The sequence below is a fragment of the Streptomyces sp. NPDC014991 genome (assembly GCF_043080665.1).
Classification (GTDB): Bacteria; Actinomycetota; Actinomycetes; order Streptomycetales; family Streptomycetaceae; genus Streptomyces.
Genome location: NZ_JBIBVY010000005.1, coordinates 315537 through 342428, shown reverse-complemented (window position 1 = coordinate 342428; position 26892 = coordinate 315537). Strand labels below are relative to the sequence as shown.

Sequence of the window (26892 nt, the reverse complement as noted above, 5' to 3'; positions counted from 1 at the left end):
GCCATGGCGGAGCCATGGCAACCGACGACAACGCGGCGAGGCGCGGTGCCAGGGCCCGCGAGCCCGGCATGATCCGAACGAGAGGGCCTAGCCGCGTCGACCAGCGCCGCGGCGGGGGCCGCGGCGTGCTGCCGGCCGGGGGCCGGGCCGTCGCGAGCGGGCCCGCCCGGAACGGGTCCCGCCCCGTGGAGTGCGGCCCCCATCAGGCCCCCATCAGGCCCCCGTCGCCCCAGCCCGCCTTCCCGCCGGGCGACAATGGGGTCCGTGACCAGCTCCGACCCGCTCGCCCCGCGCCTCCCCTCCCCGCTGCACGGGATGGAAGACGACCGTTTCGCCCGGCGCGGGGTGCGGTTGCTGCTCAAGCGGGACGACCTCATTCACCCGGAGCTGGTGGGCAACAAGTGGCGCAAGCTGGTGCCGAACATAGCGGCGGCGCACGGCCGCCCGCTGGTCACCTTCGGCGGGGCCTACTCCAATCACCTGCGCGCCACCGCCGCGGCAGGCCGGCTGCTCGGGCTGCCGACCACCGGCGTGGTCCGCGGCCAGGAACTGGCCGGCCGCCCGCTCAACCCGTCCCTGGCCAGGTGCGTGGCCGACGGCATGCGCCTGCACTTCGTGGACAGACCGACGTACCGGCGCAAGGCCGAGCCGGACACCCTGGCCGCCATCCTGCGCGCGGCGGGCGCCGAAGGGGCGTACGTCGTTCCCGAAGGCGGCAGCAACGCCGAGGCGGTGCGCGGCTGTCGCGCCCTCGGCGAGGAACTGCGCGGCCACGCGGACGTCGTCGCGGTCGCCTGCGGCACCGGCGGCACCCTCGCCGGCCTGGCCGCCGGGCTGTCACCCGCTCAGCGCGCGCTCGGCGTACCGGTTCTCAAGGGCGGCTTCCTGGAAGCCGGCGTGCAGGCCCTCCAGGAACGTGCCTTCGGTGCCCGCAGCGGCACCTGGTCCCTGGCCGACCGCTTCCACTGCGGTGGTTACGCCCGTACGACACCGGAACTGCTGGCTTTCGCACAGGACTTCGAGCAGCGGCACGGACTGCCCGTGGAGCGTCTCTATGTCGCCAAGTTGCTGTACGGACTCCTCACCCTGACGGAGGAGGGCGCCTTCGCGCGCGGGACGACGATCGCCGCCGTGGTGACCGGGCGGCCGGATCCGGAGGGCGGGCGCTAACCGGCCTCCCGGTAGGCCGCCGCCTCCTCCAGGTCCAGGCGTCTGAGCAGGGCGCGCAGCATCTCGTCGTCGATGTAGCGGTGGTCACGGAGCTTGACGAAGACCTCGCGTTCGGCACTGATCATCTCGCGGGACAGCCGGCGGTAGGTGTCGTCCACGGACTCGCCGGTGACCGGATTGACCTGGCCGAGCCGCTCCCAGACGGCGTTGCGGCGGCGCTCCAGCACCGTGCGCAGCCGGTCGGCGAGCGGCGGCGGCAGGGCATTGCGCTCGTCGGCGAGGAGTTCGTCCAGGCGGCTGTCGGCGGCCCGGGAGGCCTGGGCCTGGGCGTTGGCCTCGGCGAGCGTCTCGGCCTGCCGGTCGCGGGCGGGGAATCTCAGCAGCCGGATCAGCGGGGGCAGGGTCACGCCCTGGACGACCAGGGTGCCGATGACGGTGGTGAAGGTCAGGAAGAGGACCATGTTGCGGGGGCCGTCGGCCATGGTCGGCGGGATGGCGAAGGCGATCGCCAGGGAGACGACACCGCGCATGCCGGCCCACGAGGTGACCATGGCGCCCCGCCAGGTGGGGTTCTCCTCACGTTCCCTGATGCGCGCCGACAGCATCCGGGGTACGAAGGCGGCCGGATAGACCCAGACGAACCGGGTTGCGACGACGACCAGGAAGACGGCGACCGCGTACCCCACGGCGGAGGCGCCCTCGTACTTCCCGAGCCGTTCGAGGACGATCGGCAGCTGCAGGCCGATCAGGGCGAAGACCGCGGACTCCAGCACGAAGGCGACCATCCTCCACACCGCCTCCTCCTGGAGCCGGGTGGCGAAGTCGACCTCCCACGCGCGGTGGCCGAGGTACAGGGCGACGACCACGACCGCGAGCACCCCGGAGGCGTGGGCCTGCTCGGCGACTCCGTAGGCGACGAACGGGATCAACAGGGAGAGCGTGTTCTGGAGGAGGGGTTCGGTCAGGTGCGTGCGCAGCCAGTGCAGGGGCGCCATGAGGACCAGGCCGATCCCCACCCCGCCGACCGAGGCGAGCAGGAAGTCGCGGATCCCGCCCGCCCAGGTGGCCCCCGCGCCGACCGCCGCGCCGAGCGCCACCTTGTAGGCGGTGATCGCGGTGGCGTCGTTCAGCAGGGACTCGCCCTGGAGGATGGTGGTGATCCGGGAGGGCAGCCCGGCCCGGCGCGCGACCGCCGTGGCGGCCACGGCGTCCGGCGGTGCCACGACCGCGCCGAGCACCAGGGCGGCGGGCAGCGGCAGCCCGGGCACGATCAGGTAGGCGGCCCAGCCGACGACCAGGGTCGCGAAGAGCACGTAACCGACCGACAGCAGCGCCACGGGCCGCAGCTGGGCCCGCAGGTCGAGGTAGGAACTGTCGCTGGCGGAGGTGTACAGCAGTGGGGGCAGCAGCAGCGGCAGGACGACGTGCGGATCGAGGGTGTAGGACGGCACCCCGGGGATGCCCGAGACCACCAGCCCCACCGCGACCAGCAGCAGGGGCGCCGGCACGGGGGTGCGCCGGGCCGCCGCGGCCACCGCGGCACTGCCCGCCACCAGCAACAGCAGGGGCATCACGTCCATGGTCCTCGCCCACCCTCGTATTCCGCGCGGTCACCCGCACGCCCGTCGTAATCTGGCAATCATGAAACAGTGCACGCACGCCGACGCGCTGCCGCGTCCGGAACCGGAACCGCTCGGCGAGACCTGCCCGGAGTGCCTGCGCGACGGCACCCACCCAGTACAGCTGAGGCTGTGCCTCACCTGCGGTCACGTCGGTTGCTGCGACTCCTCGCCCGGACGTCACGCGACGGAGCACCACGAGCGGACCGGTCATCCGGTGATGCGGACGTTCGAGCCCGGCGAGGACTGGCAGTGGTGCTTCGTGGACCACGTCCTCGTGTGAGCGTTTTCCCGTCCGGGGGTGTTCTCGTGTGACACTGCATGCGGCGGTCGCCGCACGACGGTTCGAGCACGTGACGCCTGGGTACGTCAACCCGGCGCGCGCTCTTTCCATTTGGGCCCGCAGACCCTCTAGACACGGAGCGTATTCACAGCTTTACTGTGAGTGACGCCAGGGGGTTGGGGTCCCGGGACAGGAATGTTCGGAGCGCGATAGCGTCACCGTTTGAATCCGTACGCGTTACCCCGGGGGGCGACCCTCGGCCCCGTAAAGCTTGTACCACCATGGAGGTGAGGGTGTCCCAGATCGCAGGCGAGCCCGCGGCGAACCAGGACTTCGTGGAAGTCCGGCTGCCGGCGGCGGGTGCCTACCTGTCGGTGCTGCGGACGGCCACGGCCGGTCTGGCGGCCCGCTTGGACTTCACCCTGGACGAGATCGAGGACCTGCGCATCGCCGTGGACGAGGCCTGCGCGATCCTGCTCCAGCAAGCCGTGCCGGGCTCGGTGCTCAGCTGTGTCTTCCGGCTCGTCGACGACTCGCTGGAGGTCACGGTGTCGGCGCCGACCACCGACGGCCACGCTCCCTCGCGGGACACCTTCGCCTGGACCGTGCTGTCGGCCCTCGCGGGGAAGGTCTCGTCCGCCGTCGACGAGGACAAGACGGTGTCGATCAGCCTCTACAAACAGCGCGGCGCGGGTCCCGGGCCGGCGTGAGGAACGGGGACGGGCCGGTGCGGGACGAAGAGCGCGGCACGCGGGAGCGGCCGACCGGGGACGAGGGTGCCCCCTGGTCATGGGAGTCCCCCCGCTCGGGCGCAGTCGAGAGTGGCACCGGAGCCGACACCTCGGGGCAGGGCCCCCGGGACGGCTCCCGGCGCATGACGGACGGCATCGACGGCATCCCCGAACAGGCCAGACCGCACCCGGAGGACGGCTCCGCGCCGGCCGTCGACGAGGGTGCCGTACCGGCCGCGCCGCCGGAGGCACGCGCTGACGCCGGCGCCGCGGGCCGCGCGGGGGCGGGGGCTCGGGGAAGGGCTACGGGCGGGACGATGAGCGAGCACGGGCGACACGCCGATGACGACGCGCCGGCCGCGGAGGCCGTGCCTGCCGCGCCGCACATCGCGCGGCACACCCCGCACGACCGCAGCGGGGCACGGGCCATGTTCGTGGAGCTGCGCAAGCTGAACGCGGGCAGCGCGGAGTACGCGGAGCTGCGCAACAAGCTGGTCCGTATGCATCTGCCGCTCGTGGAGCACCTGGCGCGCCGGTTCCGCAACCGCGGCGAGCCGCTGGACGATCTCACGCAGGTCGCCACGATCGGTCTGATCAAGTCCGTGGACCGGTTCGACCCGGAGCGGGGCGTGGAGTTCTCCACGTACGCCACCCCTACCGTGGTCGGCGAGATCAAGCGGCACTTCCGCGACAAGGGCTGGGCGGTGCGGGTGCCGCGCCGGCTGCAGGAGCTGCGGCTGGCGCTGACGACCGCGACGGCCGAGCTGTCCCAGCTGCACGGCCGCTCCCCCACGGTGCACGAGCTGGCCGAGAAGCTCGCCATCTCCGAGGAGGAGGTGCTGGAGGGCCTGGAGTCGGCGAACGCCTACTCCACGCTCTCCCTGGACGTCCCCGACACCGACGACGAGTCCCCGGCGGTCGCCGACACCCTGGGCGCGGAGGACGAGGCGCTGGAGGGCGTGGAGTACCGCGAGTCCCTCAAGCCGCTGCTGGAGGACCTGCCGCCGCGCGAGAAGCGGATCCTGCTGCTGCGCTTCTTCGGGAACATGACCCAGTCGCAGATCGCCCAGGAGGTCGGCATCTCCCAGATGCACGTCTCCCGGCTGCTGGCGCGCACCCTGGCCCAGCTGCGGGAGAAGCTCCTCGTCGAGGAGTGAGCCCCACGGAGTGAGCCCTACTCGGTCCGGCCCGGTCCCTTGATCCCGAGGGCCCGGGTCGTCTCGCTGTTGACCAGGAGCACCAGCGCAGCCACGGCGACCACCGCCAGGGCGATGCCGACCGGGATGGCCATGCTCTCGGCCTGGAGCAGGTTGTAGGCCACCGGGAGCGCCATCAGCTGCGTGATCACGGCGGGTCCCCGGCTCCAGCTGCGCCGCAGCAGCAGACCGCGCGCGGCGAGCAGCGGCAGCAGCGCGAGGACGACCAGGGTGATGCCGAGGGTCACGGCCTGCTGCCTGCCGTCCGGATCACCGGTGAGCGCCAGGACGAGCACCCACAGACCGCCGCCCACCAGGGCGGCTCCCTCCAGCGCGGCCAGTGCCGCCGCGTACGTCAGCCGGCGCGGGCGCGGCTCGGCGGCTGCGGCTTCGGCGGTGTCCGGGGCGGGGTTCTGCTGACTGCTCACCCCAGCAGGGTAGCCCGCCCGCTTCCGCGCCCGGTGGTGCCCGGCGCCCCCGAGTGTCCAGCCTCACCCCCCGGCTTCTTACCGGTTCCCTACCTCGGTCTGGGAGGAATACCCCCCAGTAGGTACGCTGCCATGCATGCGTGCACTTCTCGTGGTCAATCCGGCGGCAACCACCACAAGCGCACGCAGGCGTGACGTCCTGATCCACGCGCTGGCGAGCGAGATGAAGCTGGAGGCGGTCACCACCGAGTACCGCGGCCATGCGCGCGACCTCGGCCGGCAGGCGGCGGAGAGCGACGACATCGACCTGGTGGTGGCGCTCGGCGGCGACGGCACGGTGAACGAGGTCGTCAACGGTCTGCTGCACGCCGGCCCCGACCCCGAACGGCTGCCCGGTCTGGCGGTCGTCCCCGGGGGCTCCACGAACGTCTTCGCCCGTGCCCTGGGTCTGCCCAACGACCCGGTCGAGGCCACCGGTGCGCTCCTGGACGCGCTGCGCGAGGGCAGCGAGCGGATCGTCGGCCTCGGTCTGACCTCGGGTCCGCGGGGCACCGAGGACGAGGCGGTGCCGGCCCGCTGGTTCACCTTCAACGCCGGGCTGGGGTTCGACGCGGGCGTGGTGGGGCGGGTCGAGCAGCAGCGCGAGCGCGGGAAGAAGTCGACGCACGCGCTCTACGTCCGCCAGGTGGTCCGGCAGTTCCTCGGCGAGTCGAACCGCCGGCACGGCACGATCACGCTCGAACGGCCCGGTGCGGATCCGGTGGAAGATCTCGTGGTCGCCATAGTCTCGAACACTTCCCCGTGGACGTATCTCGGCAATCGCCCGATGTACACGTCGCCCAGGGCGTCGTTCGACGCCGGCATCGATGTGCTCGGTCTCAGCCGCCTGTCGACGGCCGCGGTTGCCCGGTATGGCACCCAGTTGCTCACTTCGTCCCCCGAGCGCGGGCCCCATGGCAAGCACGCCCTCGCATTGCACGATCTGGACCAGTTCACCTTGCATTCGAAGGCGCCTCTGCCCCTCCAGATGGACGGTGACCACCTCGGGCTGCGTACGAGCGTGACGTTCACAGGCGTACGCCGTGCACTGCGTGTGATTGTGTGAGCGGAACGGGCGAAAGTCCTTTCACTCGAACGTTTAGGCCAGGATCCACCCCATAGAAGTACGGCTGTGACCTAGTCGACACCGAGGAATCAAAAAAAATCTTCGGGAAGGGGTTGTATCCGCCGCTGAGGTTTGCGAGTCTCTACGTGGCGATCGGGGACGGCCCGCAACACCGGCCTCCACTGATCACCGGAACCCCTCTTCAATCCACAGGACCACGCCGGGGAGACTCGGCGATCGGCCCTTCACTTGTTGAGGGATTCGTGAAAGCGTTCACATTCACAAGCAATCCCCACGTAATACCAAGGAGAGGTAGCAGCCATGGACTGGCGTCACAACGCCGTTTGCCGCGAGGAAGACCCCGAGCTGTTCTTCCCCATCGGCAACACCGGTCCTGCGCTGCTGCAGATCGAGGAAGCCAAGGCCGTCTGCCGCCGCTGCCCGGTGATCGAGCAGTGTCTGCAGTGGGCGCTCGAGTCCGGTCAGGACTCCGGCGTCTGGGGTGGTCTCAGCGAGGACGAGCGCCGTGCCATGAAGCGCCGCGCCGCCCGCAACCGGGCCCGTCAGGCCTCCGCCTGACACTCCCCACCCCTTGACAGCCTGAGCTTGGCGGCGCGTGCAGCACGCACGCATCTCCCGCCCCCGAGCCGCAGCGCGCAGTATCCCCCGATGCGCTTGGCGACACAGCGGAGCAGCAACGAGCATCAGCCTCGGACCAATGGCGGTCCGGGGCTTTTTGCTGTGTCGGGTCCCGGGCGCGGCCGGTACGCCGGCCGGTGAGACGGCCGGGCTCACTTGTCCGCGCGCACCGGGACGTCCAGGATCACCCGCGTCCCCCGCTCCGGCGCCGGCACCATGTCGAAGGTGCCGCCCAACTCACCCTCGACGAGCGTCCGTACGATCTGGAGCCCGAGGTTGCCCGAGCTGTGCGGGTCGAAGCCCGCGGGCAGACCGACACCGTCGTCCTGGACCGTGACCAGGAGACGGCCCTCCTTGGTGGTACCGCCGCGCACCGCGGAGACCTCGACCGTGCCGGTGTCCCCCTCGCGGAATCCGTGCTCCAGTGCGTTCTGGAGCACTTCGGTGAGCACCATCGACAGCGGGGTGGCGACCTCGGCGTCGAGTATGCCGAACCGTCCCGTGCGCCGGCCGGTCACCTTGCCCGGGGAGATTTCGGCGACCATCGCGAGCACCCGGTCGGCGATGTCGTCGAACTCCACTCGCTCGTCCAGGTTCTGAGACAACGTCTCGTGGACGATGGCGATGGAGCCGACCCGGCGGACCGCCTCCTCCAGCGCCTCCCGGCCGCTCTCGGAGTCGATGCGCCGGGCCTGGAGCCGGAGCAGGGCGGCGACCGTCTGGAGGTTGTTCTTCACCCGGTGGTGGATCTCCCGGATGGTCGCGTCCTTGGTGATCAGCTCACGTTCGCGGCGGCGGAGTTCGGTGACGTCCCGGCACAGCACCAGTGAACCGATGCGGGTTCCCTTGGGCTTGAGCGGGATGGCCCGGAACTGGATGACTCCGTCATGGGCCTCGATCTCGAACTCGCGCGGCGCCCAGCCGCTGGCCGCCTTCGCGAGCGCCTCGTCCACCGGGCCGCGGGTGGGGGCGAGCTCCGCGGTGGTCCGGCCCAGGTGGTGACCGACCAGGTCGGCGGCGAGGCCGAGGCGGTGGTAGGCGGACAGGGCGTTCGGGGAGGCGTACTGGACGATGCCTTCCGCGTCCAGCCGGATCAGACCGTCGCCGACGCGCGGGGAGGCGTCCATGTCGACCTGCTGGTCGGGGAACGGGAAGGAGCCGGCGGCGATCATCTGCGCGAGGTCGGAGGCGCTCTGGAGGTAGGTCAGCTCCAGCCGGCTCGGGGTGCGGACGGTGAGCAGGTTGGTGTTGCGGGCGATCACGCCGAGGACGCGGCCCTCCCGGCGTACCGGGATGGACTCGACCCGTACGGGGACCTCTTCGCGCCACTCCGGGTCGCCCTCGCGCACGATGCGGCCCTCGTCGAGCGCCGCGTCCAGCATGGGCCGCCGGCCGCGCGGGACCAGGTGGCCGACCATGTCGTCCTGGTAGGAGGTGGGGCCGGTGTTGGGGCGCATCTGGGCGACCGACACGTACCGGGTGCCGTCACTGGTGGGGACCCACAGGACGAGGTCGGCGAAGGAGAGGTCGGAGAGCAGCTGCCACTCCGAGACCAGCAGGTGGAGCCACTCGAGATCGGAGTCGTCGAGGGCGGTGTGCTGGCGTACGAGTTCGTTCATGGAGGGCACGTGTGCGAGCGTACCCGGGGCCTCACGGTGGCCGAAAAAACACCCGCGGGCCGCGGCGCCTGGAAGGGACCCTCAACCCTCCCGGCACCGCAGCCCGGAGCATCATCGGCCGTGGGGTGTGCGGTCCCGGTCGGCCGAAGGTCGAGGAGCCGGGGCAGTCAGGGCAGAGAGCCCGGTTCCTCGGTCCGCCTTCCTGTGCGGGGAAGACGGAGACCTGTTCTCTTGGATTGTGGACTAGACCATGAGGGCGTGTCCATGGTGGGGGCGAACGCCGCGGACCACTGGCACGCGATGCCAGAGAGCCTAGCCCGCCCGGGTCATTAGTGGGGCCAGATGGCCATGGCAATTTCCGCGAGGGCCTCCAGCTCCGCACGGCTCGCGCCGTCACGGGCCTGCTGGGACATGCCCTGGATCATCGCTCCGGTGTGCCGGGCGAGGGCGGCGGCGTCGGTGCCGGCCGGCAGCAGACCCGCCGCGAGGTCCGCGCGGATCCGGGATTCGAGGGCGGCGATATTGGCGTTGCGCCGCTCGCGCAGCAGCGCCTCCACCTCCGGGCTGGTGCAGTTGGTCGCGGCGTGCACGACCAGGCAGCCGTAGGGATGGGCCGGGTCGGTGTACTCGGCGGCGGCCTCGCGGAGCATGCGCGCGACGCCCGCCCGGGCCGTCGGCTCCTCGGCGAGGGCGTGGTCGCCGAAGGCGCCGTGCGTACCGGCGTAGACCCGGACGACCTCGTCGAACAGGGTCCGCTTGTCGCCGAAGGCCGCGTACAGACTGGGGGCGCCGATACCCATGGCCCGGGTGAGGTCGGAGACCGAGGTGGCCTCGTACCCGTGCTCCCAGAAGGCCATCAGGGCCTTCTCCAGGGCGGTGGCCCGGTCGAAGGAGCGCGGCCGGCCCCGCGTCCTGCCCGTGCCGCTCCTGCTCTGCGCCTGCGTGTCCTGACCCGTCGCCATGGGGGCATTTTATAACGCCCCCTAGAAAATTGTCGGCGTCCCGGTGTACGGTCTTTCTGTAACGACTGCTAGACAATTCTGGAGAGGCAGGGATGGGCGTGCTCACGGGGAAGACGGCGCTGGTCACGGGGGCGAGCCGGGGCATCGGGCGGGCGATCGCCGAACGGCTCGGGCGGGACGGGGCACGGGTCGCGGTGCACTACGGCAGCAACGAGGCGGCCGCGAAGGAGACGGTGGCGGCGATCGAGGCGGCCGGCGGCTCGGCGTTCCCGATCGGGGTGGAGCTGGGGTCACCGGGGGACGCCGGGCGCCTGTGGGAGGAGTTCGACCGGCACGCGGACGGCCTCGACATCCTCGTGCACAACGCGGGCATCGGCGCCGCGCACCCGTTCCCCGAGATCGAGGAGGACGAGTACGACCGGCTCTTCGCGGTGAACGTTAAGGCGCCGTTCTTCCTCACCCGGCTCGGGGCGGAGCGGCTGCGGGACGGCGGGCGGGTGGTGAACATATCCTCCGGGCTGGCGCGGACCGCCGTGATGCCCCAGGCCATCGCCTATGCCATGACGAAGGCCGCGCTGGACGTCTTCACCCGGGACCTGTCCAAGCTGCTCGGCCCTCGCGGGATCACGGTGAACTCCGTGGCGCCCGGCATCGTGGACACCGACGTCAACGCGGCGTGGCTGCGGGCGAGCGACGAGGCATGGCAGGGCGCCGCCGCGTACTCGGCGCTGGGCCGGGTGGGCACGCCGGCGGACATCGCCGACGTGGTGGCGTTCCTGGTCTCCGCCGACGGCCGCTGGGTGACCGGTCACTGGCTGGACGCGACGGGGGGCTCGCTCAGTTAGCAGCCGGAGCGGCCTGGGCGGCAGGGGGCCGGGACGGCACACCCCGCCCCCCGTCCCGGCCCCCTGCCACCACCTTTTCTCCCCACGCCGCCCGCCCTCCACGACCCTGTCCCCCACCCCTTTTCCCCGCGCCCGGGAACACCGGTTCTGCTAGATTGGTCTAAACCACATGGAGACGCATACAGCCCCCTTCAGAACGGCAGGCACAGCGTGGAAGTTGTCATCGTTCCGGACGCCGCGGCGGGCGGCGAGCTGATCGCCGAGGCCATGGCGCAGCTGCTGCGACGCAAGCCCGACGCTCTGCTCGGTGTGGCCACCGGCTCGACCCCGCTGCCCATCTACCAGGCGCTGACCGCCAAGGTCCGCTCCGGTGCCGTGGACGCCTCCCACGCGCGAATAGCGCAGCTCGACGAGTACGTGGGCCTGCCCGCCGACCACCCCGAGTCCTACCGCTCGGTGCTGCGCCGCGAAGTGCTCGAGCCGCTCGGCGTGGACATGGACGCGTTCGTGGGGCCGGACGGCACGGCCGAGGACGTCCAGGCGGCGTGCGAGGCGTACGACCGTGCGCTCGTCGAGGCCGGCGGGGTGGACCTGCAACTGCTCGGCATCGGCACCGACGGGCACATCGGGTTCAACGAACCCTGCTCCTCGCTCGCCTCGCGCACCCGGATCAAGACCCTGACCGAGCAGACCCGGATCGACAACGCCCGCTTCTTCGACGGCGACATCGAACAGGTTCCGCACCACGTCATCACGCAGGGCATCGGGACCATCCTGGAGGCCCGGCACCTGGTGCTGCTGGCCACCGGCGAGGGCAAGGCGGACGCGGTCGCCGCGACCGTCGAGGGCCCGGTCGCGGCGGTCTGCCCGGCCTCCGCGCTCCAGCTCCACCCGCATGCCACGGTGGTCGTCGACGAGGCCGCCGCGTCCAAGCTGAAGCTGGCCGGCTACTTCCGGCACACGTACGCCAACAAGCCGGCGTGGCAGGGGATCTAGCCGGGGAACAGGGGTACGGGGGGCGGGGAGGCGTGCGACGCGGGGCGGGCGCGTCCTCACCCCCGTGACCTCCGGCGCCCTCGATGGACTAGACCAACGGGGGGCGCGACGGTATACAGAGGGGATCACGGAGCGTGCGGGGGGAGTCCCGACACGGCAACCCGTGCCACGATGTGTGCCGTGGCCGATGGGATGTCGGTCGCTTTCGGCACTCGGAGCCGGGAAGGCAGAGCATGAGCACCGACGTCAGCAGTGCGGAGAACGAAACCGGCACGACCGTCCGTACCGCGCGCGTGCCCAAGTACTACCGCTTGAAGAAGCACCTGCTCGACATGACGGAGACACAGGCGCCGGGCACGCCGGTCCCGCCCGAGCGCACCCTGGCCGCCGAGTTCGACACCTCCCGCACCACGGTCCGCCAGGCACTCCAGGAACTGGTCGTGGAGGGCCGGCTCGAACGCATCCAGGGCAAGGGCACCTTCGTGGCCAAGCCCAAGGTGTCCCAGGCGCTCCAGCTCACCTCCTACACCGAGGACATGCGGGCCCAGGGCCTGGAGCCGACCTCGCAGCTGCTGGACATCGGGTACGTCACGGCCGACGACCGGCTCGCCGGGCTGCTCGACATCACCGCCGGGGGACGTGTGCTGCGCATCGAGCGGCTGCGCATGGCCAACGCCGAGCCGATGGCGATCGAGACCACCCATCTGTCGGCCAAGCGCTTCCCGGCCCTGCGGCGGTCGCTGGCGAAGTACACCTCGCTGTACACCGCGCTCGCGGAGGTCTACGACGTCCACCTCGCCGAGGCCGAGGAGACCATCGAGACCTCCCTGGCCACCCCGCGCGAGGCCGGACTGCTCGGCACCGACGTGGGCCTGCCGATGCTGATGCTCTCCCGGCACTCCCTGGACCGCGGGGGCGATCCGGTGGAGTGGGTGCGCTCGGTGTACCGCGGGGACCGGTACAAGTTCGTGGCGCGGCTGAAGCGGCCCGCGGAGTAGGAGTGGGGCACGTTCGCTGAATCGATATACCGATATGCGGACGAGGGCTTCCACTGGCACGACGCCGTCACCTAGATTGCCTGCGCATTACACAGGTGATCAGCGAGGGGACGGAGCCGTGGCATGTCCGAAACGCCTGAAGTGAGGCCACCGGTGGTGACACCGGTCAGGGTGGTCATCGCCCTGTGTCTCGTCGCGCCCTTCGTGGCGATGCTGTGGGTCGGCTCGTACGCCGAGACGGATCCCACGTTCGTCGGGATCCCGTTCTTCTACTGGTACCAGATGCTCTGGGTGCTGATCTCCACGGCGCTCACGGTGCTCGCGTACCAGCTGTGGCAGCGTGACCAGCGTGCCCGCGGCAGGTCCGCCGGCCGGGACGAGGAGGCGGCGAAGTGAAGGACGGTGTGAACGGCGTCGCGCTCGGCGTCTTCATCTTCTTCTTCCTGGCCGTCACGGTCATGGGCTTCCTGGCCGCGCGCTGGCGCAGGTCCGACAACGAGCAGTCCCTGGACGAGTGGGGCCTGGGCGGCCGGTCCTTCGGCACCTGGGTCACCTGGTTCCTGCTCGGCGGCGACCTGTACACGGCGTACACCTTCGTCGCCGTACCGGCGGCGATCTACGCGGCGGGCGCGTCCGGCTTCTTCGCGGTGCCGTACACGATCCTGGTGTACCCGCTGATCTTCACCTTCCTGCCCCGCCTGTGGTCGGTCTCGCACCGCCACGGGTACGTCACCACCTCCGACTTCGTGCGCGGCCGGTTCGGATCGAAGGGCCTGTCCCTGGCGGTGGCCGTGACCGGCATCCTGGCGACGATGCCGTACATCGCGCTCCAGCTCGTCGGCATCCAGGCGGTGCTGGACGTGATGGGCATCGGCGGTGGCGAGAACACCAACTGGTTCGTCAAGGACCTGCCGCTGCTGATCGCTTTCGGTGTGCTGGCGGCGTACACGTACTCCTCGGGCCTGCGCGCCCCGGCCCTGATCGCGTTCGTGAAGGACACGTTGATCTACATCGTCATCGCGGTGGCGATCATCTACATCCCCGTCAAGCTGGGCGGGTTCGACGACATCTTCGCCAAGGCGGGCGAGAAGTTCTCGGCCACGGGCGTGGGCGGTGTCGTGCCGGCCCCCGCGGGCCAGTGGACGTACGCCACGCTGGCCCTCGGCTCCGCGCTGGCCCTGTTCATGTACCCGCACTCGATCACCGCGACCCTGTCGTCCAGGAGCCGTGAGGTGATCCGCCGCAACACCACGATCCTGCCGCTGTACTCCCTCATGCTGGGCCTGCTGGCGCTGCTGGGCTTCATGGCGATCGCCGCCGGGGTCAAGGTCACCAACGGGCAGCTGGCGATCCCGCAGCTGTTCGAGGACATGTTCCCGGACTGGTTCGCGGGCGTGGCCTTCGCGGCGATCGGGATCGGGGCGCTGGTCCCGGCGGCGATCATGTCCATCGCGGCGGCGAACCTGTTCACCCGCAACATCTACAAGGATTTCATCAAGCCGGACGCCACGCCGGAGCAGGAGACCCGGGTCTCCAAGATCGTGTCGTTGCTGGTGAAGGTGGGCGCCCTGCTCTTCGTCCTCACCATGGACAAGACGGTGGCCATCAACTTCCAGCTCCTGGGCGGCATCTGGATCCTCCAGACGTTCCCGGCCCTGGTCGGCGGCCTGTTCACGCGCTGGTTCCACCGCTGGGCCCTGCTCGCCGGCTGGGCGGTCGGCATGGTCTACGGCACGGTGGCCGCGTACGGGATCGCCTCGCCGACGCAGAAGCACTTCGGCGGCAGCGCCAAGGAGATCCCCGGCATCGGTGAGATCGGCTACATCGGCCTCACGGCGTTCGTCCTCAACGTCCTGGTGACCGTGGTCCTGACCTTCGTCCTGAAGGCCGTCAAGGCCCCCGAGGGCGTCGACGAGACCAGGCCGGAGGACTACACGGCCGACGCGGGCGACCCGGGCGTACAGGTGGAGCTGCCGCCGGCCACCGCGGGCGCCAGTCACTGAGGCTCCCGCGGGGAGCACCGCACACCCCAGCGGGCCGCCGGAGGTCACACTCCGGCGGCCCGCTGCCGTACCCGCACCCTCGCGGACGGCCGCCGCGCGCCCTGCCCCCGCGACCGCCGCGGTGCGCGGCCGCCCCCGCCGACCGGTCCCGGCGGCCCTCCCCTCATCGGCGTGAGTCGACCCTCCGGCACCGGGCCGACACAACATCTGGGGGTGACACGGCAGCCCGGCACCAGATGTATGCTCATGCTCGCTGTCGCCGCAGGGGAATCCGGTGTGAGTCCGGAACTGTCCCGCAACGGTGTACTCGCGTGTTTCCGCACGCCTGTTCCAGTCCGAGGTCCTGCCGACAGCGCGCCCGGCCGTCCGGTCCGGGTGCCTGTGACGTCCGGGCCTCGTGGAGTGGGCCGGTGGACGCGACGCCGTGCGCGCTCGTGGCTGCCCCTGCCCTCCGCCAGGCCCCCGTGTCGAGCGAGGGAGAGCCCCACGTGACCATCGCGCCAGCCGACCCGGCTTCAGTCACCGAGCTGAAGACCGACGGCCCCGGGACCGCGCTGCTGCGGACCCTGACCGAGCTGACCGCCGACCTGCCCGACGCCGACCCCGGGCGGGTCGCCGCCGCCGCGCTGCGCGGCCGCTCGGCGCGGGCCGACGAGGCGGAGCTGCGGGAGCTGGCCACGGAAGCCGCCGCCGGCCTGATCTCCGAGGACCCCGCGTACTCGAAGCTGGCCGCCCGGCTGCTGACCCTCGCGATCCGGGACGAGGCCGCCTCGCAGGGCGTGACGTCCTTCACCGGGTCCGTCGCGGTCGGGCACCGCGAGGGCCTCGTCGCCGACCGCACCGCCGCGTTCGTCCGGCTCCACGCCGAGCGGCTCGACGCGCTGGTCGACGGCGCGGCCGACGACCGGTTCGGCTACTTCGGCCTGCGCACCCTGCACAGCCGCTACCTGCTGCGGCACCCCATCACCCGCAAGGTCGTCGAGACGCCCCAGCACTTCATGCTGCGCGTGGCGAGCGGCCTGGCCGAGGACGACACGAGCCGGGCCGTGGACGAGGTCGCGGCGCTGTACCGGCTGATGAGCCACCTGGAGTACCTGCCCTCCTCCCCCACCCTGTTCAACTCCGGCACCCGGCACCCGCAGATGTCGTCCTGCTATCTGCTCGACTCCCCGCTGGACGAGCTGGACTCCATCTACGACCGCTACCACCAGGTCGCCCGCCTTTCCAAGCACGCCGGCGGCATCGGTCTGTCGTACTCCCGCATCCGTTCGCGCGGTTCGCTGATCCGGGGGACGAACGGACACTCCAACGGCATCGTGCCGTTTTTGAAGACCCTGGACGCCTCGGTGGCCGCGGTGAACCAGGGCGGCCGGCGCAAGGGCGCGGCGGCGGTCTATCTGGAGACCTGGCACTCCGACATCGAGGAGTTCCTGGAGCTGCGCGACAACACCGGGGAGGACGCCCGGCGTACCCACAACCTCAACCTCGCGCACTGGGTGCCGGACGAGTTCATGCGCCGGGTCAGCGCCGACGAGCAGTGGTCGCTGTTCTCCCCCGCCGACGTGCCCGAGCTGGTCGACCTGTGGGGCGAGGAGTTCGACGCCGCCTACCGCCGGGCCGAAGCGGCGGGGCTGGCCAGGAAGACGATCCCGGCGCGTGACCTGTACGGCCGGATGATGCGCACCCTCGCCCAGACCGGCAACGGCTGGATGACGTTCAAGGACGCCGCCAACCGCACCGCCAACCAGACCGCCGAGCCGGGCAGCGTCATCCACTCCTCCAACCTCTGCACGGAGATCCTGGAGGTCACCGACGACGGCGAGACGGCCGTCTGCAACCTCGGCTCGGTCAACCTCGGCGCCTTCGTCCGCGACGGGGACATCGACTGGGAGCGGCTGGACGAGACGGTCCGGACGGCCGTCACCTTCCTCGACCGCGTGGTGGACATCAACTTCTACCCGACCGAGCAGGCGGGCCGCTCCAACGCCAGGTGGCGCCCGGTCGGTCTCGGCGCGATGGGCCTCCAGGACGTCTTCTTCAAGCTGCGCCTGCCCTTCGACTCCGCCGAGGCCAGGGCGCTGTCCACGCGGATCGCCGAGCGCATCATGCTCGCCGCGTACGAGGCCTCCGCCGATCTCGCCGAGCGCAACGGCCCGCTGCCCGCCTGGGAGCGGACCCGCGCCGCCCGCGGGGTGCTCCACCCCGACCACTACGACGTCGACCTCACCTGGCCGGAGCGGTGGGAGGCGCTGCGCGAGCGCGTCGCGCGGACGGGCATGCGCAACTCGCTGCTCCTGGCCATCGCTCCGACGGCCACGATCGCCTCGATCGCGGGGGTGTACGAGTGCATCGAGCCGCAGGTGTCGAACCTGTTCAAGCGCGAGACGCTGTCCGGTGAGTTCCTCCAGGTCAACTCCTACCTGGTGCGGGAGCTGAAGGACCTCGGCGTGTGGGACGCCCGCACCCGTGAGGCGCTGCGCGACGCCAACGGATCGGTGCAGGAGTTCGCCTGGATCCCCGAGGAGGTGCGCAGGCTGTACCGCACGGCCTGGGAGATCCCCCAGCGCGGTCTCATCGACATGGCCGCCGCCCGCACGCCGTTCCTCGACCAGGCCCAGTCGCTGAACCTGTTCCTGGAGACGCCGACCATCGGCAAGCTCTCCTCGATGTACGCGTACGCCTGGAAGTCCGGGCTGAAGACGACGTACTACCTGCGCTCGCGCCCCGCGACGCGTATCGCCCGCGCCGCCCAGGCGCAGCCCGCCATCCCCGTGCAGCAGGCCACCGACCCCGACGCGGTCGCCTGCTCCCTGGAGAACCCCGAGTCCTGCGAGGCCTGCCAGTGACGACCACCCGTACCACCCGGCTCCTCGACCCGGGCTTCGAGCTGACGCTGCGTCCCATGCGCTACCCCGACTTCTACGAGCGCTACCGGGACGCCATCAAGAACACCTGGACCGTGGAGGAGGTCGACCTCCACTCCGACGTCGCCGACCTGGCCCGGCTGACGCCGGAGGAACAGCACCTCATCGGCCGGCTGGTCGCCTTCTTCGCGACCGGTGACTCGATCGTCGCCAACAACCTGGTGCTGACGCTCTACAAGCACATCAACTCCCCCGAGGCCCGGCTCTATCTGAGCCGGCAGCTCTTCGAGGAGGCCGTCCACGTCCAGTTCTACCTGACCCTCCTGGACACCTATCTCCCGGACCCGGACGACCGCGCCGCCGCGTTCGCCGCCGTCGAGAACATCCCCTCCATCCGGGAGAAGGCCGGGTTCTGCTTCAAGTGGATCAACGAGGTGGAGAAGATCGACCGGCTGGAGACGCGGGCCGACCGCCGCCGCTTCCTGCTGAACCTGATCTGCTTCGCCGCCTGCATCGAGGGCCTGTTCTTCTACGGCGCCTTCGCCTACGTCTACTGGTTCCGCAGCCGCGGTCTGCTCCACGGCCTGGCCACCGGCACCAACTGGGTGTTCCGCGACGAGACGATGCACATGTCCTTCGCGTTCGACGTCGTCGACACGGTCCGCAAGGAGGAGCCGGAGCTGTTCGACGACGCGTTGCGGCAGGAGGTCACCGACATGCTCGGGGAGGCCGTCGAGGCCGAGCTCCAGTTCGCCCGCGACCTGTGCGGTGACGGCCTTCCCGGCATGAACACCGAGTCCATGCGCCAGTACCTCGAGTGCGTCGCCGACCAGCGCCTCACGCGCCTCGGTTTCGCCCCGGTGTACGGCTCGCAGAACCCCTTCTCCTTCATGGAGCTCCAGGGCGTTCAGGAGCTGACGAACTTCTTCGAGCGCCGTCCGTCGGCGTACCAGGTGGCGGTGGAGGGCACGGTCGACCTGGACGAGGACTTCTGATTCCTCCTGTCTCCCCGGTCCTCCTGGGCCTCCCTGAGCTGCCGGTCGACGCGCCGTTCGCGCACGACGCCGAGCACGGACGGGAGGATCAGGAGGACCAGGATCCCGAGGGTGGCGGACATTCCGATGAGGCCTTCGATCTGGTTTCCGTTCATGGACACCACTGTCGCGCCGGACGGTCCTGACCGGGAGTGGCAGGACTGCCGTAGACCCTCGAATTACTGCCATCGATGGGGCACACTGGCAGCATGCTGAAGAACGTGGCCGCCGTGCTGCTGGACGGGGTGCAGCCCTTCGAGCTGGGTGTCGTGTGCGAGGTGTTCGGCATCGACCGCAGTGACGACGGACTGCCTGTGTACGACTTCGCCGTGGTCTCCGCGGAGGGCCCCTCGCTCGACACCCACTGCGGGTTCACCGTGTCCACGCCGTACGGGCTGGAGCGGCTGGAGGAGGCCGACCTGATCGCCGTACCGGCCGGGCAGGCCTACGCGGAGCGCGCGTTCCCGGAAGAACTGCTGGCGGCGCTGCGGCGGGCCGTCGACCGGGGCACCCGGGTGCTCAGCGTCTGCTCCGGCGTGTTCGTGCTGGCCGCGGCGGGGCTGCTGGACGGGCGGCGGTGCGCGGTGCACTGGCACCATGCCGAGCAGCTCGCCCGGCGCCATCCCCGGCTCCAGGCCGAGCCGGACGTGCTCTACGTGGACGAGGACCCGGTCATCACCTCCGCCGGCACCGCAGCGGGCATCGACGCCTGTCTGCACATCGTGCGCAAGGAGCAGGGCCCGGAGGTGGCCAACAAGATCGCCCGCCGGATGGTGGTGCCGCCGCACCGGGACGGCGGGCAGGCGCAGTTCATCGAGCGCCCCCTGCCGAAGGCTCCCTGTGACACGGTCGGGGAGGTGCTGGCGTGGATGGAGGCGCACCTCGACCAGGAGGTGACCGTCGAGCAGCTCGCCGCCCGCGCCCACATGGCGCCGCGCACCTTCGCCCGCCGCTTCCAGCAGGAGACGGGAACCACTCCGTACCGGTGGATCCTGCGCCAGCGGGTGCTGCTGGCGCAGGAACTGCTGGAGGGCACGGACGAGACCATGGATGCCATCGCCTGGCGGACGGGGTTCGGTACGGCCGCGGCGCTGCGTCATCAGTTCGTGCGGGCGCTGGGTACGACCCCCCAGACCTACCGGCGCGCGTTCCGGGGCCCGCAGGCCGCCTGAGCGCGCGCCGGTGCCGGGCGGCCTACCAGGGCGTCGCCCGCAGCAGCAGGTTCTGCGGGCGGAGCGTGATGCCCACACGGGTGCTCTCGTCGCACCCGTCGGCCCGCTCGAAGCGGTACTTCGCCGAGACCGCCGCCGTGATCAGGCTCAGCTGGGTCATGGAGAAGTGGTCGCTGGGGCACTTGCGGTTGCCCACGCTGAACGGGCTCATGGCGTACTTCGGCACCTCACCGGCGCGCTCGGGCAGCCAGCGGTCGGGGTCGAAGTCGAGGTGGCGGGCGTAGGAACGGGCGTCGCGCTGGATGGCGTACGGGCTGTAGACGATGTCAGCCCCGGCCGGAATGCGATAGCCACCGAGTGCGGCGTCCGTCACCGCGCGGCGCGTCAATATCCATACGGCGGGCCTGAGCCGCATGGCCTCGACGACGACATTGTTGGTGTGTCCGAGGGCGCGCACGTGCTCGAATCCGACCGGCCGGCCACCGGTCACGGATTCAACCTCGGTCCGTACCCTCTCGGCGTGTTCCGGATGCGCGGCGAGGACCTGGAGCAACCACATGACCGTGGACGCGACTGTTTCGCTGCCGGGGGTGAGGATCGCGACGACCTGGTCGTGGATCTCCTGTTCCCCGATGGGCTCGCCATTGTCGTCCTTCGCCTCCAGCAATGCGGTCAGCAAATCGTCCGGCTTTTGACCAGATGCCCTCCTCTCGGCGACGATCTCGTCCACCAGCAGATGCAGATCGGCCAATGCCCGGTTGAATTCCCGGTTGGCCGGGAACGGCAGCCGGTAGAGCGGTCCCAACGGCATCACCATCCTGCGGTACATACCACGGAAGACGGTGGCGAGATCGATGCTGAGCCGTTCCGCGCGCTCGTCCATGTAGTCGCCGCGCAGCAGGCAGCGGGCGGCGATACGGACCGCGACCCGGAAGGACTCGGAGGTGCAGTCGATGGTCTCGCCGGGTTTCCAGCGTTCGGTGAGCCCGTGCGCCTCCTCCTCCATGACCGGCCCGTACTGCGGTATCGCGTCGAGCCGGAACGCGGGCTGGATGGTGCGCCGCTGGCGGCGGTGCCGGGAGCCGTTGGCGGTGGCCACGCCCTCCTTGCCGAGCAGCCCTTCGAGGGACTCCCACAGGGGTCCGGCGATGCTGAAGCCGGGACTGAGGGCCAGGGCCCCGGTGAGCGCGGGCGTGGTGACGGCGTACACGGTCTTGGGACCGAGCCGCAGGCGCACGATGTCGCCGTGGTCGCGCAGCCCGGACATGAAGGCGAGCGGGTCACGGACCAGCTTCGGGCCGTGTCCGAGGACCGGTACGGCACCCGGGGCCAGGGGCGGTTCGCGCAGTGCGGCCGTTGCGGGGGTCGCGGGCTTCACCGACTCGACGGTCATTTCTCACCTGCCGCTTCGTTCGTGACGTACGGGGGCGTGGACCGGTCGTCCCAGTTGTCGACCATGTACCGGCCGGACTCGTGGTGGAACCAGTAGACGGAGCTGAACCAGTTGCGCATGGCGCCGACGCAACCGCGGACGGCGGCGCCGAGTTCCTGACCGCGGGCGGTTCCGTCGTCGATGTCGTGGGCGAGCTTCAGGGCGTCCCGTTCGGCGTCGAGGAATTCACCGACGCATTCCTCGACGCGCCGCCGGACTTCGTCCACCGCTTCCTCGAGCGTCAGCCCCTCGTGGGTGATGAGGCTGATCCCGAGATTGTGGACCTCGTCGCCGGCTATTTCCTTCGGCAGCGAGCACAGGTCGTTGTACCAGGCGGCGAATTCCTGACTGAGGAGGGCCGCCCGGCGATAGGCCGCGTTTTTCCGCACGACATCCGGCAGTTCGCACCCGGCACTCAGTTCGAGCAGATCCGTCCATATCCAGTGGGCGAAGGTCAGGCGGCGCAGGGCGAGATATTCCTCGACGCCGGGTACGTACCCTGCGGTGCGGTTGTGGAATTCGCGGTCGTAGGCCTCGACCACCGCGTGGAAGTGCCGGGCGAACCGCAGGTTCCAGGTGCGCGGCAGGAAGCCGTACAGCCGCAGCACGCTGTCGGCGAAGCCGGCGACCAGTGGGTCCGGGTGGTGCGCATGGTGCCCGGGCGCGTCGAGAGCCGCGTGCAGCCGGTGTCTCAGCCGCCGCCAGTCGCCCGCCCGGCCGTGCACGATGTCGCGGTCGTGACGGTCGTCCCAGACGAAGAACCACGCACTGTAGTCGGCTATGGCCTGGAGGACCTCGTCGGCGGCACCGGTGTAGTAGCCGGCCATGAGGTCCGTGTAGCACAGGCCATCGGCATATTCATGAACCTTGTCCGCCGGCATGAGCCGCTTTTCCAGCAGCCAGAGCCGCGTGTTCTCCTGGAGCCGCGGCCAATACGGATGCAGTCGCCGGGGAAAGGCGGACTCGATCACCGGGAGCGCCAGCGAGGGCGGGACAACGACCGCCGTCCGGGTCACTGTGGTGCTGTGTGGGAAAGCCTGCACGTACAAACCCCTTCCAGCCGCCAGGGGCGCACGCCCCCTGTTGTGCCGGGCGTGCGCCGTTGCGTATCCCCGTACTTCCATTCAGCACCACAACTGACCGCCGTGGGAACGGATTTGCTCCATTCACTACCCCAAGGTGCCGAGAAACCCCCTGGGGTGACTGATTGAGGATCACCGGCGCCCCCGAAGGGATCGGGCGTACGACGCACGGACGGTCGAGGAGCGGCAACGCGAAGACGCCCGGCCGGGAAGGATCCCGGCCGGGCGCCCATGTGCCCTGCGCTGGTCAGTCGTTGGCGACCACGGGGTAGCGCGGCTCGTTCTCGGCCATCTGCCGCAGCGCGTCCTTGCGGTCCCGCTTCGACAGCCGGTCGATGTACAGGTAGCCGTAGAGGTGATCGGTCTCGTGCTGCAAACAGCGTGCGAAGTAGCCGGTACCGCGGACCTTGACCGGGTTGCCCTGCTCGTCCTCGCCCGTCACCTCGGCGTAGTCGGGGCGCGCGAGCGACGCGTAGGCCGTCGGCACGGACAGGCAGCCCTCGTTGCTGTCGTCCAGCCGGCGCCGCTCGGCGGGCAGGTCGACCAGCTTCGGGTTGCAGATCACGCCGACGTGCCGGACGCCCTCGTCGTCCTGGCAGTCGTAGACGAAGACCTTCAGATCGACACCGATCTGGTTGGCGGCCAGGCCCACGCCCTCGGCGGTGCGCTGGCTGGCGAACATGTCGGCGACCAGCTGCTGGAGCTCCTCGCCGAACTCGGTGACGTCCCGGCACTCCTTGTGCAGCACCGGATTGCCGACGACCGTGATCGGCCGCGAGGTGCCGCGCTCGCGCCAGGTCCGCTCGCGCTCCTCGCAGTTCTCCGTGTCGACGACGTAACCCTCGTCGTCGACGGGGAGCACGCCCTCGTGCTGCTGATCGGTGTCCTGCTGCGCCATGACCGACGTACGCCTTCCTCAAAGAACAGGGGGAGATGTTGCTGATACAGGGTACGGCGACCGGTCAGCAGACCTCTTCCAGATCCCGCCAGTCCCGCGAGTCCGGGCTGTCCGCCACCCATCCGTCCAGCAGCCCGCGCACGAGCGAGGCCGGCGCCGCGACCCCGCACTCCCGCTCGGGCACCCACAACTGCCCGTCCGTCCGGTGCCCCAGCGGCCCGGGATGCCCCGGCTCGCTGTGGTCGTGCGGGTCCAGATGCACGCCCTCGCCCTCGTCGGACGGCATCCGCGACTCCGAGCAGGTCCGGCACAGCAGCCGCACCGACGACGACCAGTCCTCCGCGGCGAACCCGGCGTCGGCGGCCAGTTGCTCCAGCGCGTCCCGGTCCGCCTCGGTGGCCGCCTCCAGCAGGACCACCCAGGTGGGGACGGGGGACGGCGCCCACAGCTCGATCTCGTCGAAGACCGGGTAGGTGTGCCCGGCGGACGTCGTGCGCTCGCCGTGCGGGACGCCGTCGTGCAGCACGACCTCGCCCCAGCGCCGCCCGGACGAGGGCAGCGGGATGGACAGCACCTCCATCCGCGCCGGGTCGAGCCGACGGCCCCACACGACCTCGGCCTCGCCCTCCGGGGACAGCCGTACGGCCGCGCTGCCCAGGTCCATGCCGAGGGGCTCACCGGAGACGGCGGCCCCGCCGGGCACCTTCAGCCCGTACGCCTGCCAGGCGCGGCGGGCCAGCGGCCAGTCCTGGAGGGCGGTCGCGGCGATCCCGACGTTCCACCAGTCGGGAGCGCCGGCCTCCCGGTCGAGCAGGGCGACGGCGCGCAGACCGGCGGCGCGTGCCTGCTCCCAGTCGTGCCGGAACTTGTGCAGCAGGGCGAGGTTGAACCAGGACTCCGCCAGCCAGGGCTCCAGGTCGGCGGCGCGTGTCAGCAGCTCGCCCGCGTCCTCGTACCGGCCGTCGCCGATGAGTGTGAACGCGCGGTCGGTGGCCTGCCGCCAGGAGGCGGAGGGCCGGTGCCGTGCCTTGCCGAAGATCCTCACGATTCCCGCCTGCCAGTTCCATTAACCGCTGTGGGCTGGCTTGTGCCCCCGGACACCCTCTCCCTCGCATCCAACCACGTACGGCGGGAGAGTCGCTCATTACCCATGGGTTACCCAGCCGGGAGCGGGGTCAGACAGTGCCGTTCGTCTCGCGCCGCCGGGGGCCGGGACGGTCGCACGCCAGCCGCGGGGCCGGGCCAGGACCCGGGCGAGCGACTCCACCACCTCAGGAGCGTAGTCCCCGGCGGTACCCAGCCGCAGTTCCTCCAGCGCGCGCAGCGCACCCTCGGGGCCCGCGTCCCGGGCCATCTCCTCGTAGGCGTTCACGGCCCGCACGATCCGGGCGGCGAGCGGCTGCTCCGGGCAGGGGTCGGCCTGGCGCTCCACGACGACGGCGACGGCCGCGTCCACGCCGGTCTGCCGGACGACGGCCCCGCCGAGCAGGGCGATGCGCCGCTGCTCGGCGGCCGGCAGGGCGGCGGTGGCGCCCGCCGGGACGGGGTCGACCAGGCTGAGCTGGCCGATGTCGTGCATGAGGGCCGCGTACTCCAGGACGGTCAGCTCGGGTGCGGTCAGACCGAGGTCGCGGCCGACGGCGAGGCTGAGCGCGGCGACCCGGTGGGCGTGCCCGGCGGGGGTGCAGCCGGCGATCTCGGTGGCGCGGGCGAGGGAGGCGATGGTCTGCCGGTAGGTGGCGCGCACGGCCGCGTACCGGCGGACGGTCAGCTGGACGAGGAGCAGCGGCAGGCTGAACACGGGCAGCGCCCACAGCCCGGCGACGGCGACCGCGAGCGCCATCACCGCGCCGGTGGCACAGACCGCGGAGCCGATGCCGAGCAGTCCGCGCAGTTCCTCACGCAGCAGCGGGCCGAACGGCCAGCCGGTGCGGCAGTGGGCGAGCGTGGCGGCCAGGACTGCCCCGCACAGGGAGGTGAGGCCGAGCAGGGTGAGGAGCAACAGGGGGTAGGCGGGGCCGGTCCAGGAGGCGAACACCCGGTTGTCGTAGGGGGGCTGGAAGCAGACGGCGGCGAAGCCGACGGTGAGGACGCGGCGGGCCAGGTGGTCGGCGGTCGGGGTGCCGCCGGACCAGATGTGCGGGACGGCACCGAGCAGGGCGGCGACGAGGACCACGGTGACGACCTGGGCCGCACCGTGCTGGGCGGGCCGCCCGGCGTCGGCGCCCAGCAGAGCGTACGACAGGGAGCCGGCGGCGCCCAGGGGCGCGGCCTGCCGGGCCTGGGCGTCGCTCCACCGGGTCAGCTCGCCGACGGTGACGAGCGCCCCGAAGGCGAGCGCGGCGCCCCGGTCCTCCAGGCCGGTCCACAGCGTGACGGCGAGGGAGACGGCCGCGACGAGGGCGGCGGTGCCGTGGATGAACCGCAGGGGGCTCATCGGGCTGCCCCGGAGCGGGAGGCCCGCTCCCCGGGTGGGGCGCCGTACGCGGGTTCGTCGGCGGTGACCGTGGGCCGCCAGCCGCAGCGGCGCACGGCGCGGACGAGGGCGCCCACCACCCGGGGGTCGAAATGGGCGCCCGCGCAGCGCTCCAGCTCGGTGACGGCCGTCTCGACCGGCCGGGCCCTGCTGTAGGAGCGGGTCGAGGTCATGGCGTCGAAGGCGTCGGCGACGGCGACGATCCTGGCGCACTCGGGGATCTGGTCGCCGGCCAGCCCGTACGGGTAACCGCTGCCGTCGAGCCGCTCGTGGTGGTGGAGGATCGCCGCGCGGGCCTCACCGAGGAAGGAGATCCCGCGGACCATCTCGTGGCCGTACTCGGGATGCAGCTCGATGATCCGCCGCTCCTCGGGAGTGAGCGGTCCGTCCTTGCGCAGCAGCCGGGTGGGCACGCCGAGCTTGCCGACGTCGTGCAGGATGCCGGCGAAGCGCAGCGTCTCGACGCGGTCGTCGTCCATGCCGAGTTCGCGGGCGATCAGCACGGAGGCCTGGCCGACGCGTTCGCTGTGGCCGCGGGTGTAGCCGTCCTTGATGTCGACGGCCTGGACGAGGGCGCGGATGGTGGCCTGGTGGGCCACGCGTTCGCGGTGGTACTGGGCGAACACCCAGCACGAGACGCACATCGGGAGCAGCACCAGCAGCGCGGCGACCGGGCCGTACGGGCTGCGCCAGAGCACGGCCATCATCAGTCCGGCGAGGCCGTGCACGGCGACGGGGGCGAGGGAGCGGGCCAGCAGCCCGCGCCAGGCGCGCCGCGGCGGCGCCAGCCCGGCCGCCGCGCGCAGGCCGCCGTCGAGCAGGGTGAGCACGAGGCAGAAGGCGAGGACGGCGGCACCGGCGGGCAGCAGGGCGTAGGGGAAGTCGGAGCCTGCGACGGCGTCCTGGCCGCCGAGCGCCCGGTGCACCTGGGCGGCGCTCCACACGGCGAGCGCGGGCCGCACGGCCCGCCACACGCGCCGGGGCAGGGCGGGCCGGTGCCCGGCCGGGGGGAGCAGGAGGGCGGGCAGCGGGACGAGCGCGGCGACCGGCGGGGACAGCAGGAAGGCCCCGGCGAGCAGGACGGGGTAGAAGGTGCCGCCGAGGCGCCGGGAGACGACGTGTTCGCAGGCCGCGTACAGCCCGGCGAGGAGGACCGGCACCCACCAGGAGACGTGGGTGGCCGGCAGGCGCAGCAGGCAGAGGGCGGCGAGCAGGGCGACGACGGTCACGTAGCCGCGTGCTCTCGCCGGTACCGCGTCCATCCCCACCCTCCCCGACCCTGCCCGTCCCGGCTGGGAGCCTAGGGCGGGGATCGGGGGGTTCGGGGCCTATGACCTGAG

At 71.3% G+C, this 26892-nt stretch carries 24 protein-coding genes and 1 riboswitch; of the genes, 14 read left to right on the top strand and 10 right to left on the bottom strand.

Annotated features, from left to right (window positions below):
- Nucleotides 1-255 precede the first annotated feature (255 nt).
- Nucleotides 256-1170: a 1-aminocyclopropane-1-carboxylate deaminase/D-cysteine desulfhydrase gene (locus tag ACF1BE_RS11990; protein WP_392198863.1), complete on the top strand. Its 915-nt coding sequence runs from the start codon at nucleotides 256-258 to the stop codon at nucleotides 1168-1170.
- Here ACF1BE_RS11990 and ACF1BE_RS11985 read toward each other — a convergent pair.
- Nucleotides 1167-2750, bottom strand: coding sequence for a Na+/H+ antiporter (locus ACF1BE_RS11985; protein WP_392198862.1), 1584 nt, complete (start codon nucleotides 2748-2750; stop codon nucleotides 1167-1169). The genes ACF1BE_RS11990 and ACF1BE_RS11985 overlap by 4 nt on opposite strands.
- 61 nt (nucleotides 2751-2811) lie before the next feature.
- On the opposite strand from ACF1BE_RS11985, the gene ACF1BE_RS11980 reads away from it, so the two are divergent.
- The 3 genes from ACF1BE_RS11980 (at nucleotide 2812) to ACF1BE_RS11970 (ending at nucleotide 4960) form a co-directional block, all read left to right on the top strand.
- Nucleotides 2812-3072, top strand: coding sequence for a UBP-type zinc finger domain-containing protein (locus ACF1BE_RS11980; protein WP_392198861.1), 261 nt, complete (start codon nucleotides 2812-2814; stop codon nucleotides 3070-3072).
- Nucleotides 3073-3365: 293 nt separating this feature from the next.
- A complete protein-coding gene (locus ACF1BE_RS11975) occupies nucleotides 3366-3782 on the top strand; it encodes an anti-sigma regulatory factor (RefSeq protein ID WP_009190566.1) in 417 nt (138 codons plus the stop codon).
- Nucleotides 3783-3799: 17 nt separating this feature from the next.
- The gene (locus ACF1BE_RS11970) at nucleotides 3800-4960 is read left to right on the top strand and encodes an RNA polymerase sigma factor SigF (protein ID WP_392198860.1); all 1161 of its coding nucleotides are present in this window, start codon (nucleotides 3800-3802) and stop codon (nucleotides 4958-4960) included.
- A 17-nt stretch (nucleotides 4961-4977) separates the two neighbouring features.
- On the opposite strand, the gene ACF1BE_RS11965 is transcribed toward ACF1BE_RS11970, so the two are convergent.
- Nucleotides 4978-5427 (bottom strand): hypothetical protein, encoded by a 450-nt coding sequence (locus ACF1BE_RS11965; protein WP_392198859.1) that lies wholly within the window; start codon nucleotides 5425-5427, stop codon nucleotides 4978-4980.
- A gap of 136 nt (nucleotides 5428-5563) precedes the next feature.
- Here ACF1BE_RS11965 and ACF1BE_RS11960 point away from each other — a divergent pair, with 136 nt between their 5' ends.
- Nucleotides 5564-6532 carry a diacylglycerol/lipid kinase family protein gene (locus tag ACF1BE_RS11960; RefSeq protein WP_392198858.1) on the top strand — a complete coding sequence of 323 codons (969 nt, stop codon included), beginning with the start codon at nucleotides 5564-5566 and terminating at the stop codon, nucleotides 6530-6532.
- A gap of 321 nt (nucleotides 6533-6853) precedes the next feature.
- The gene (locus ACF1BE_RS11955; RefSeq protein ID WP_003992873.1) at nucleotides 6854-7111 is read left to right on the top strand and encodes a WhiB family transcriptional regulator; all 258 of its coding nucleotides are present in this window, start codon (nucleotides 6854-6856) and stop codon (nucleotides 7109-7111) included.
- Between the two features lie 212 nt (nucleotides 7112-7323).
- Here ACF1BE_RS11955 and ACF1BE_RS11950 read toward each other — a convergent pair whose 3' ends face one another.
- Together ACF1BE_RS11950 and ACF1BE_RS11945 are read right to left on the bottom strand one after the other, a co-directional pair.
- Nucleotides 7324-8799: a sensor histidine kinase gene (locus tag ACF1BE_RS11950; RefSeq protein ID WP_392198857.1), complete on the bottom strand. Its 1476-nt coding sequence runs from the start codon at nucleotides 8797-8799 to the stop codon at nucleotides 7324-7326.
- A gap of 320 nt (nucleotides 8800-9119) precedes the next feature.
- Complete coding sequence (locus ACF1BE_RS11945; protein ID WP_392198856.1) at nucleotides 9120-9752, bottom strand: TetR/AcrR family transcriptional regulator; 633 nt, start codon at nucleotides 9750-9752, stop codon at nucleotides 9120-9122.
- Between the two features lie 92 nt (nucleotides 9753-9844).
- Between ACF1BE_RS11945 and ACF1BE_RS11940 the strand changes: the two genes are divergently transcribed.
- The 8 genes from ACF1BE_RS11940 to ACF1BE_RS11905 all read left to right on the top strand — a co-directional run bounded on the left by ACF1BE_RS11940 (nucleotide 9845) and on the right by ACF1BE_RS11905 (nucleotide 19664).
- Nucleotides 9845-10597: an SDR family oxidoreductase gene (locus ACF1BE_RS11940; RefSeq protein WP_392198855.1), complete on the top strand. Its 753-nt coding sequence runs from the start codon at nucleotides 9845-9847 to the stop codon at nucleotides 10595-10597.
- Between the two features lie 210 nt (nucleotides 10598-10807).
- Entirely contained in the window at nucleotides 10808-11593 is a 786-nt protein-coding gene (nagB, locus tag ACF1BE_RS11935; protein WP_392198854.1) for a glucosamine-6-phosphate deaminase, read from the top strand.
- A gap of 233 nt (nucleotides 11594-11826) precedes the next feature.
- The gene (locus tag ACF1BE_RS11930; protein WP_392198853.1) at nucleotides 11827-12591 is read left to right on the top strand and encodes a GntR family transcriptional regulator; all 765 of its coding nucleotides are present in this window, start codon (nucleotides 11827-11829) and stop codon (nucleotides 12589-12591) included.
- A gap of 123 nt (nucleotides 12592-12714) precedes the next feature.
- Nucleotides 12715-12987 carry a DUF3311 domain-containing protein gene (locus ACF1BE_RS11925; RefSeq protein WP_392198852.1) on the top strand — a complete coding sequence of 91 codons (273 nt, stop codon included), beginning with the start codon at nucleotides 12715-12717 and terminating at the stop codon, nucleotides 12985-12987.
- A complete protein-coding gene (mctP, locus tag ACF1BE_RS11920) occupies nucleotides 12984-14594 on the top strand; it encodes a monocarboxylate uptake permease MctP (RefSeq protein ID WP_392198851.1) in 1611 nt (536 codons plus the stop codon). The genes ACF1BE_RS11925 and mctP overlap by 4 nt, the downstream gene beginning before the upstream one ends.
- A 265-nt stretch (nucleotides 14595-14859) precedes the next feature.
- Nucleotides 14860-14938: riboswitch (cobalamin riboswitch) on the top strand.
- Between the two features lie 144 nt (nucleotides 14939-15082).
- Nucleotides 15083-17440, top strand: a complete 2358-nt coding sequence (locus tag ACF1BE_RS11915) for a ribonucleoside-diphosphate reductase subunit alpha (protein ID WP_392198850.1) — start codon at nucleotides 15083-15085, stop codon at nucleotides 17438-17440.
- Between the two features lie 56 nt (nucleotides 17441-17496).
- A complete protein-coding gene (locus ACF1BE_RS11910) occupies nucleotides 17497-18453 on the top strand; it encodes a ribonucleotide-diphosphate reductase subunit beta (protein ID WP_392198878.1) in 957 nt (318 codons plus the stop codon).
- A 248-nt stretch (nucleotides 18454-18701) separates the two neighbouring features.
- The gene (locus ACF1BE_RS11905) at nucleotides 18702-19664 is read left to right on the top strand and encodes a GlxA family transcriptional regulator (protein WP_392198849.1); all 963 of its coding nucleotides are present in this window, start codon (nucleotides 18702-18704) and stop codon (nucleotides 19662-19664) included.
- Nucleotides 19665-19686: 22 nt separating this feature from the next.
- Here the strand turns inward: ACF1BE_RS11905 and ACF1BE_RS11900 are convergent, their stop codons facing one another.
- From ACF1BE_RS11900 to ACF1BE_RS11875, 6 genes are all read right to left on the bottom strand, one after another.
- Nucleotides 19687-21057, bottom strand: coding sequence for a cytochrome P450 (locus tag ACF1BE_RS11900; RefSeq protein WP_392198848.1), 1371 nt, complete (start codon nucleotides 21055-21057; stop codon nucleotides 19687-19689).
- Entirely contained in the window at nucleotides 21054-22139 is a 1086-nt protein-coding gene (gene cyc1 / locus ACF1BE_RS11895; RefSeq protein WP_392198847.1) for an epi-isozizaene synthase, read from the bottom strand. Before cyc1 ends, ACF1BE_RS11900 begins: the two co-directional genes overlap by 4 nt.
- A 286-nt stretch (nucleotides 22140-22425) precedes the next feature.
- The gene (gene def, locus ACF1BE_RS11890; RefSeq protein WP_392198846.1) at nucleotides 22426-23076 is read right to left on the bottom strand and encodes a peptide deformylase; all 651 of its coding nucleotides are present in this window, start codon (nucleotides 23074-23076) and stop codon (nucleotides 22426-22428) included.
- 64 nt (nucleotides 23077-23140) lie between these two features.
- On the bottom strand, nucleotides 23141-24121 hold the full coding sequence (locus ACF1BE_RS11885; protein ID WP_392198845.1) for a tetratricopeptide repeat protein: 981 nt from the start codon (nucleotides 24119-24121) through the stop codon (nucleotides 23141-23143).
- Nucleotides 24122-24220: 99 nt separating this feature from the next.
- On the bottom strand, nucleotides 24221-25513 hold the full coding sequence (locus ACF1BE_RS11880) for an HD-GYP domain-containing protein (protein WP_392198844.1): 1293 nt from the start codon (nucleotides 25511-25513) through the stop codon (nucleotides 24221-24223).
- A complete protein-coding gene (locus ACF1BE_RS11875; protein WP_392198843.1) occupies nucleotides 25510-26814 on the bottom strand; it encodes an HD-GYP domain-containing protein in 1305 nt (434 codons plus the stop codon). The genes ACF1BE_RS11880 and ACF1BE_RS11875 overlap by 4 nt, the downstream gene beginning before the upstream one ends.
- Nucleotides 26815-26892: the final 78 nt, after the last annotated feature.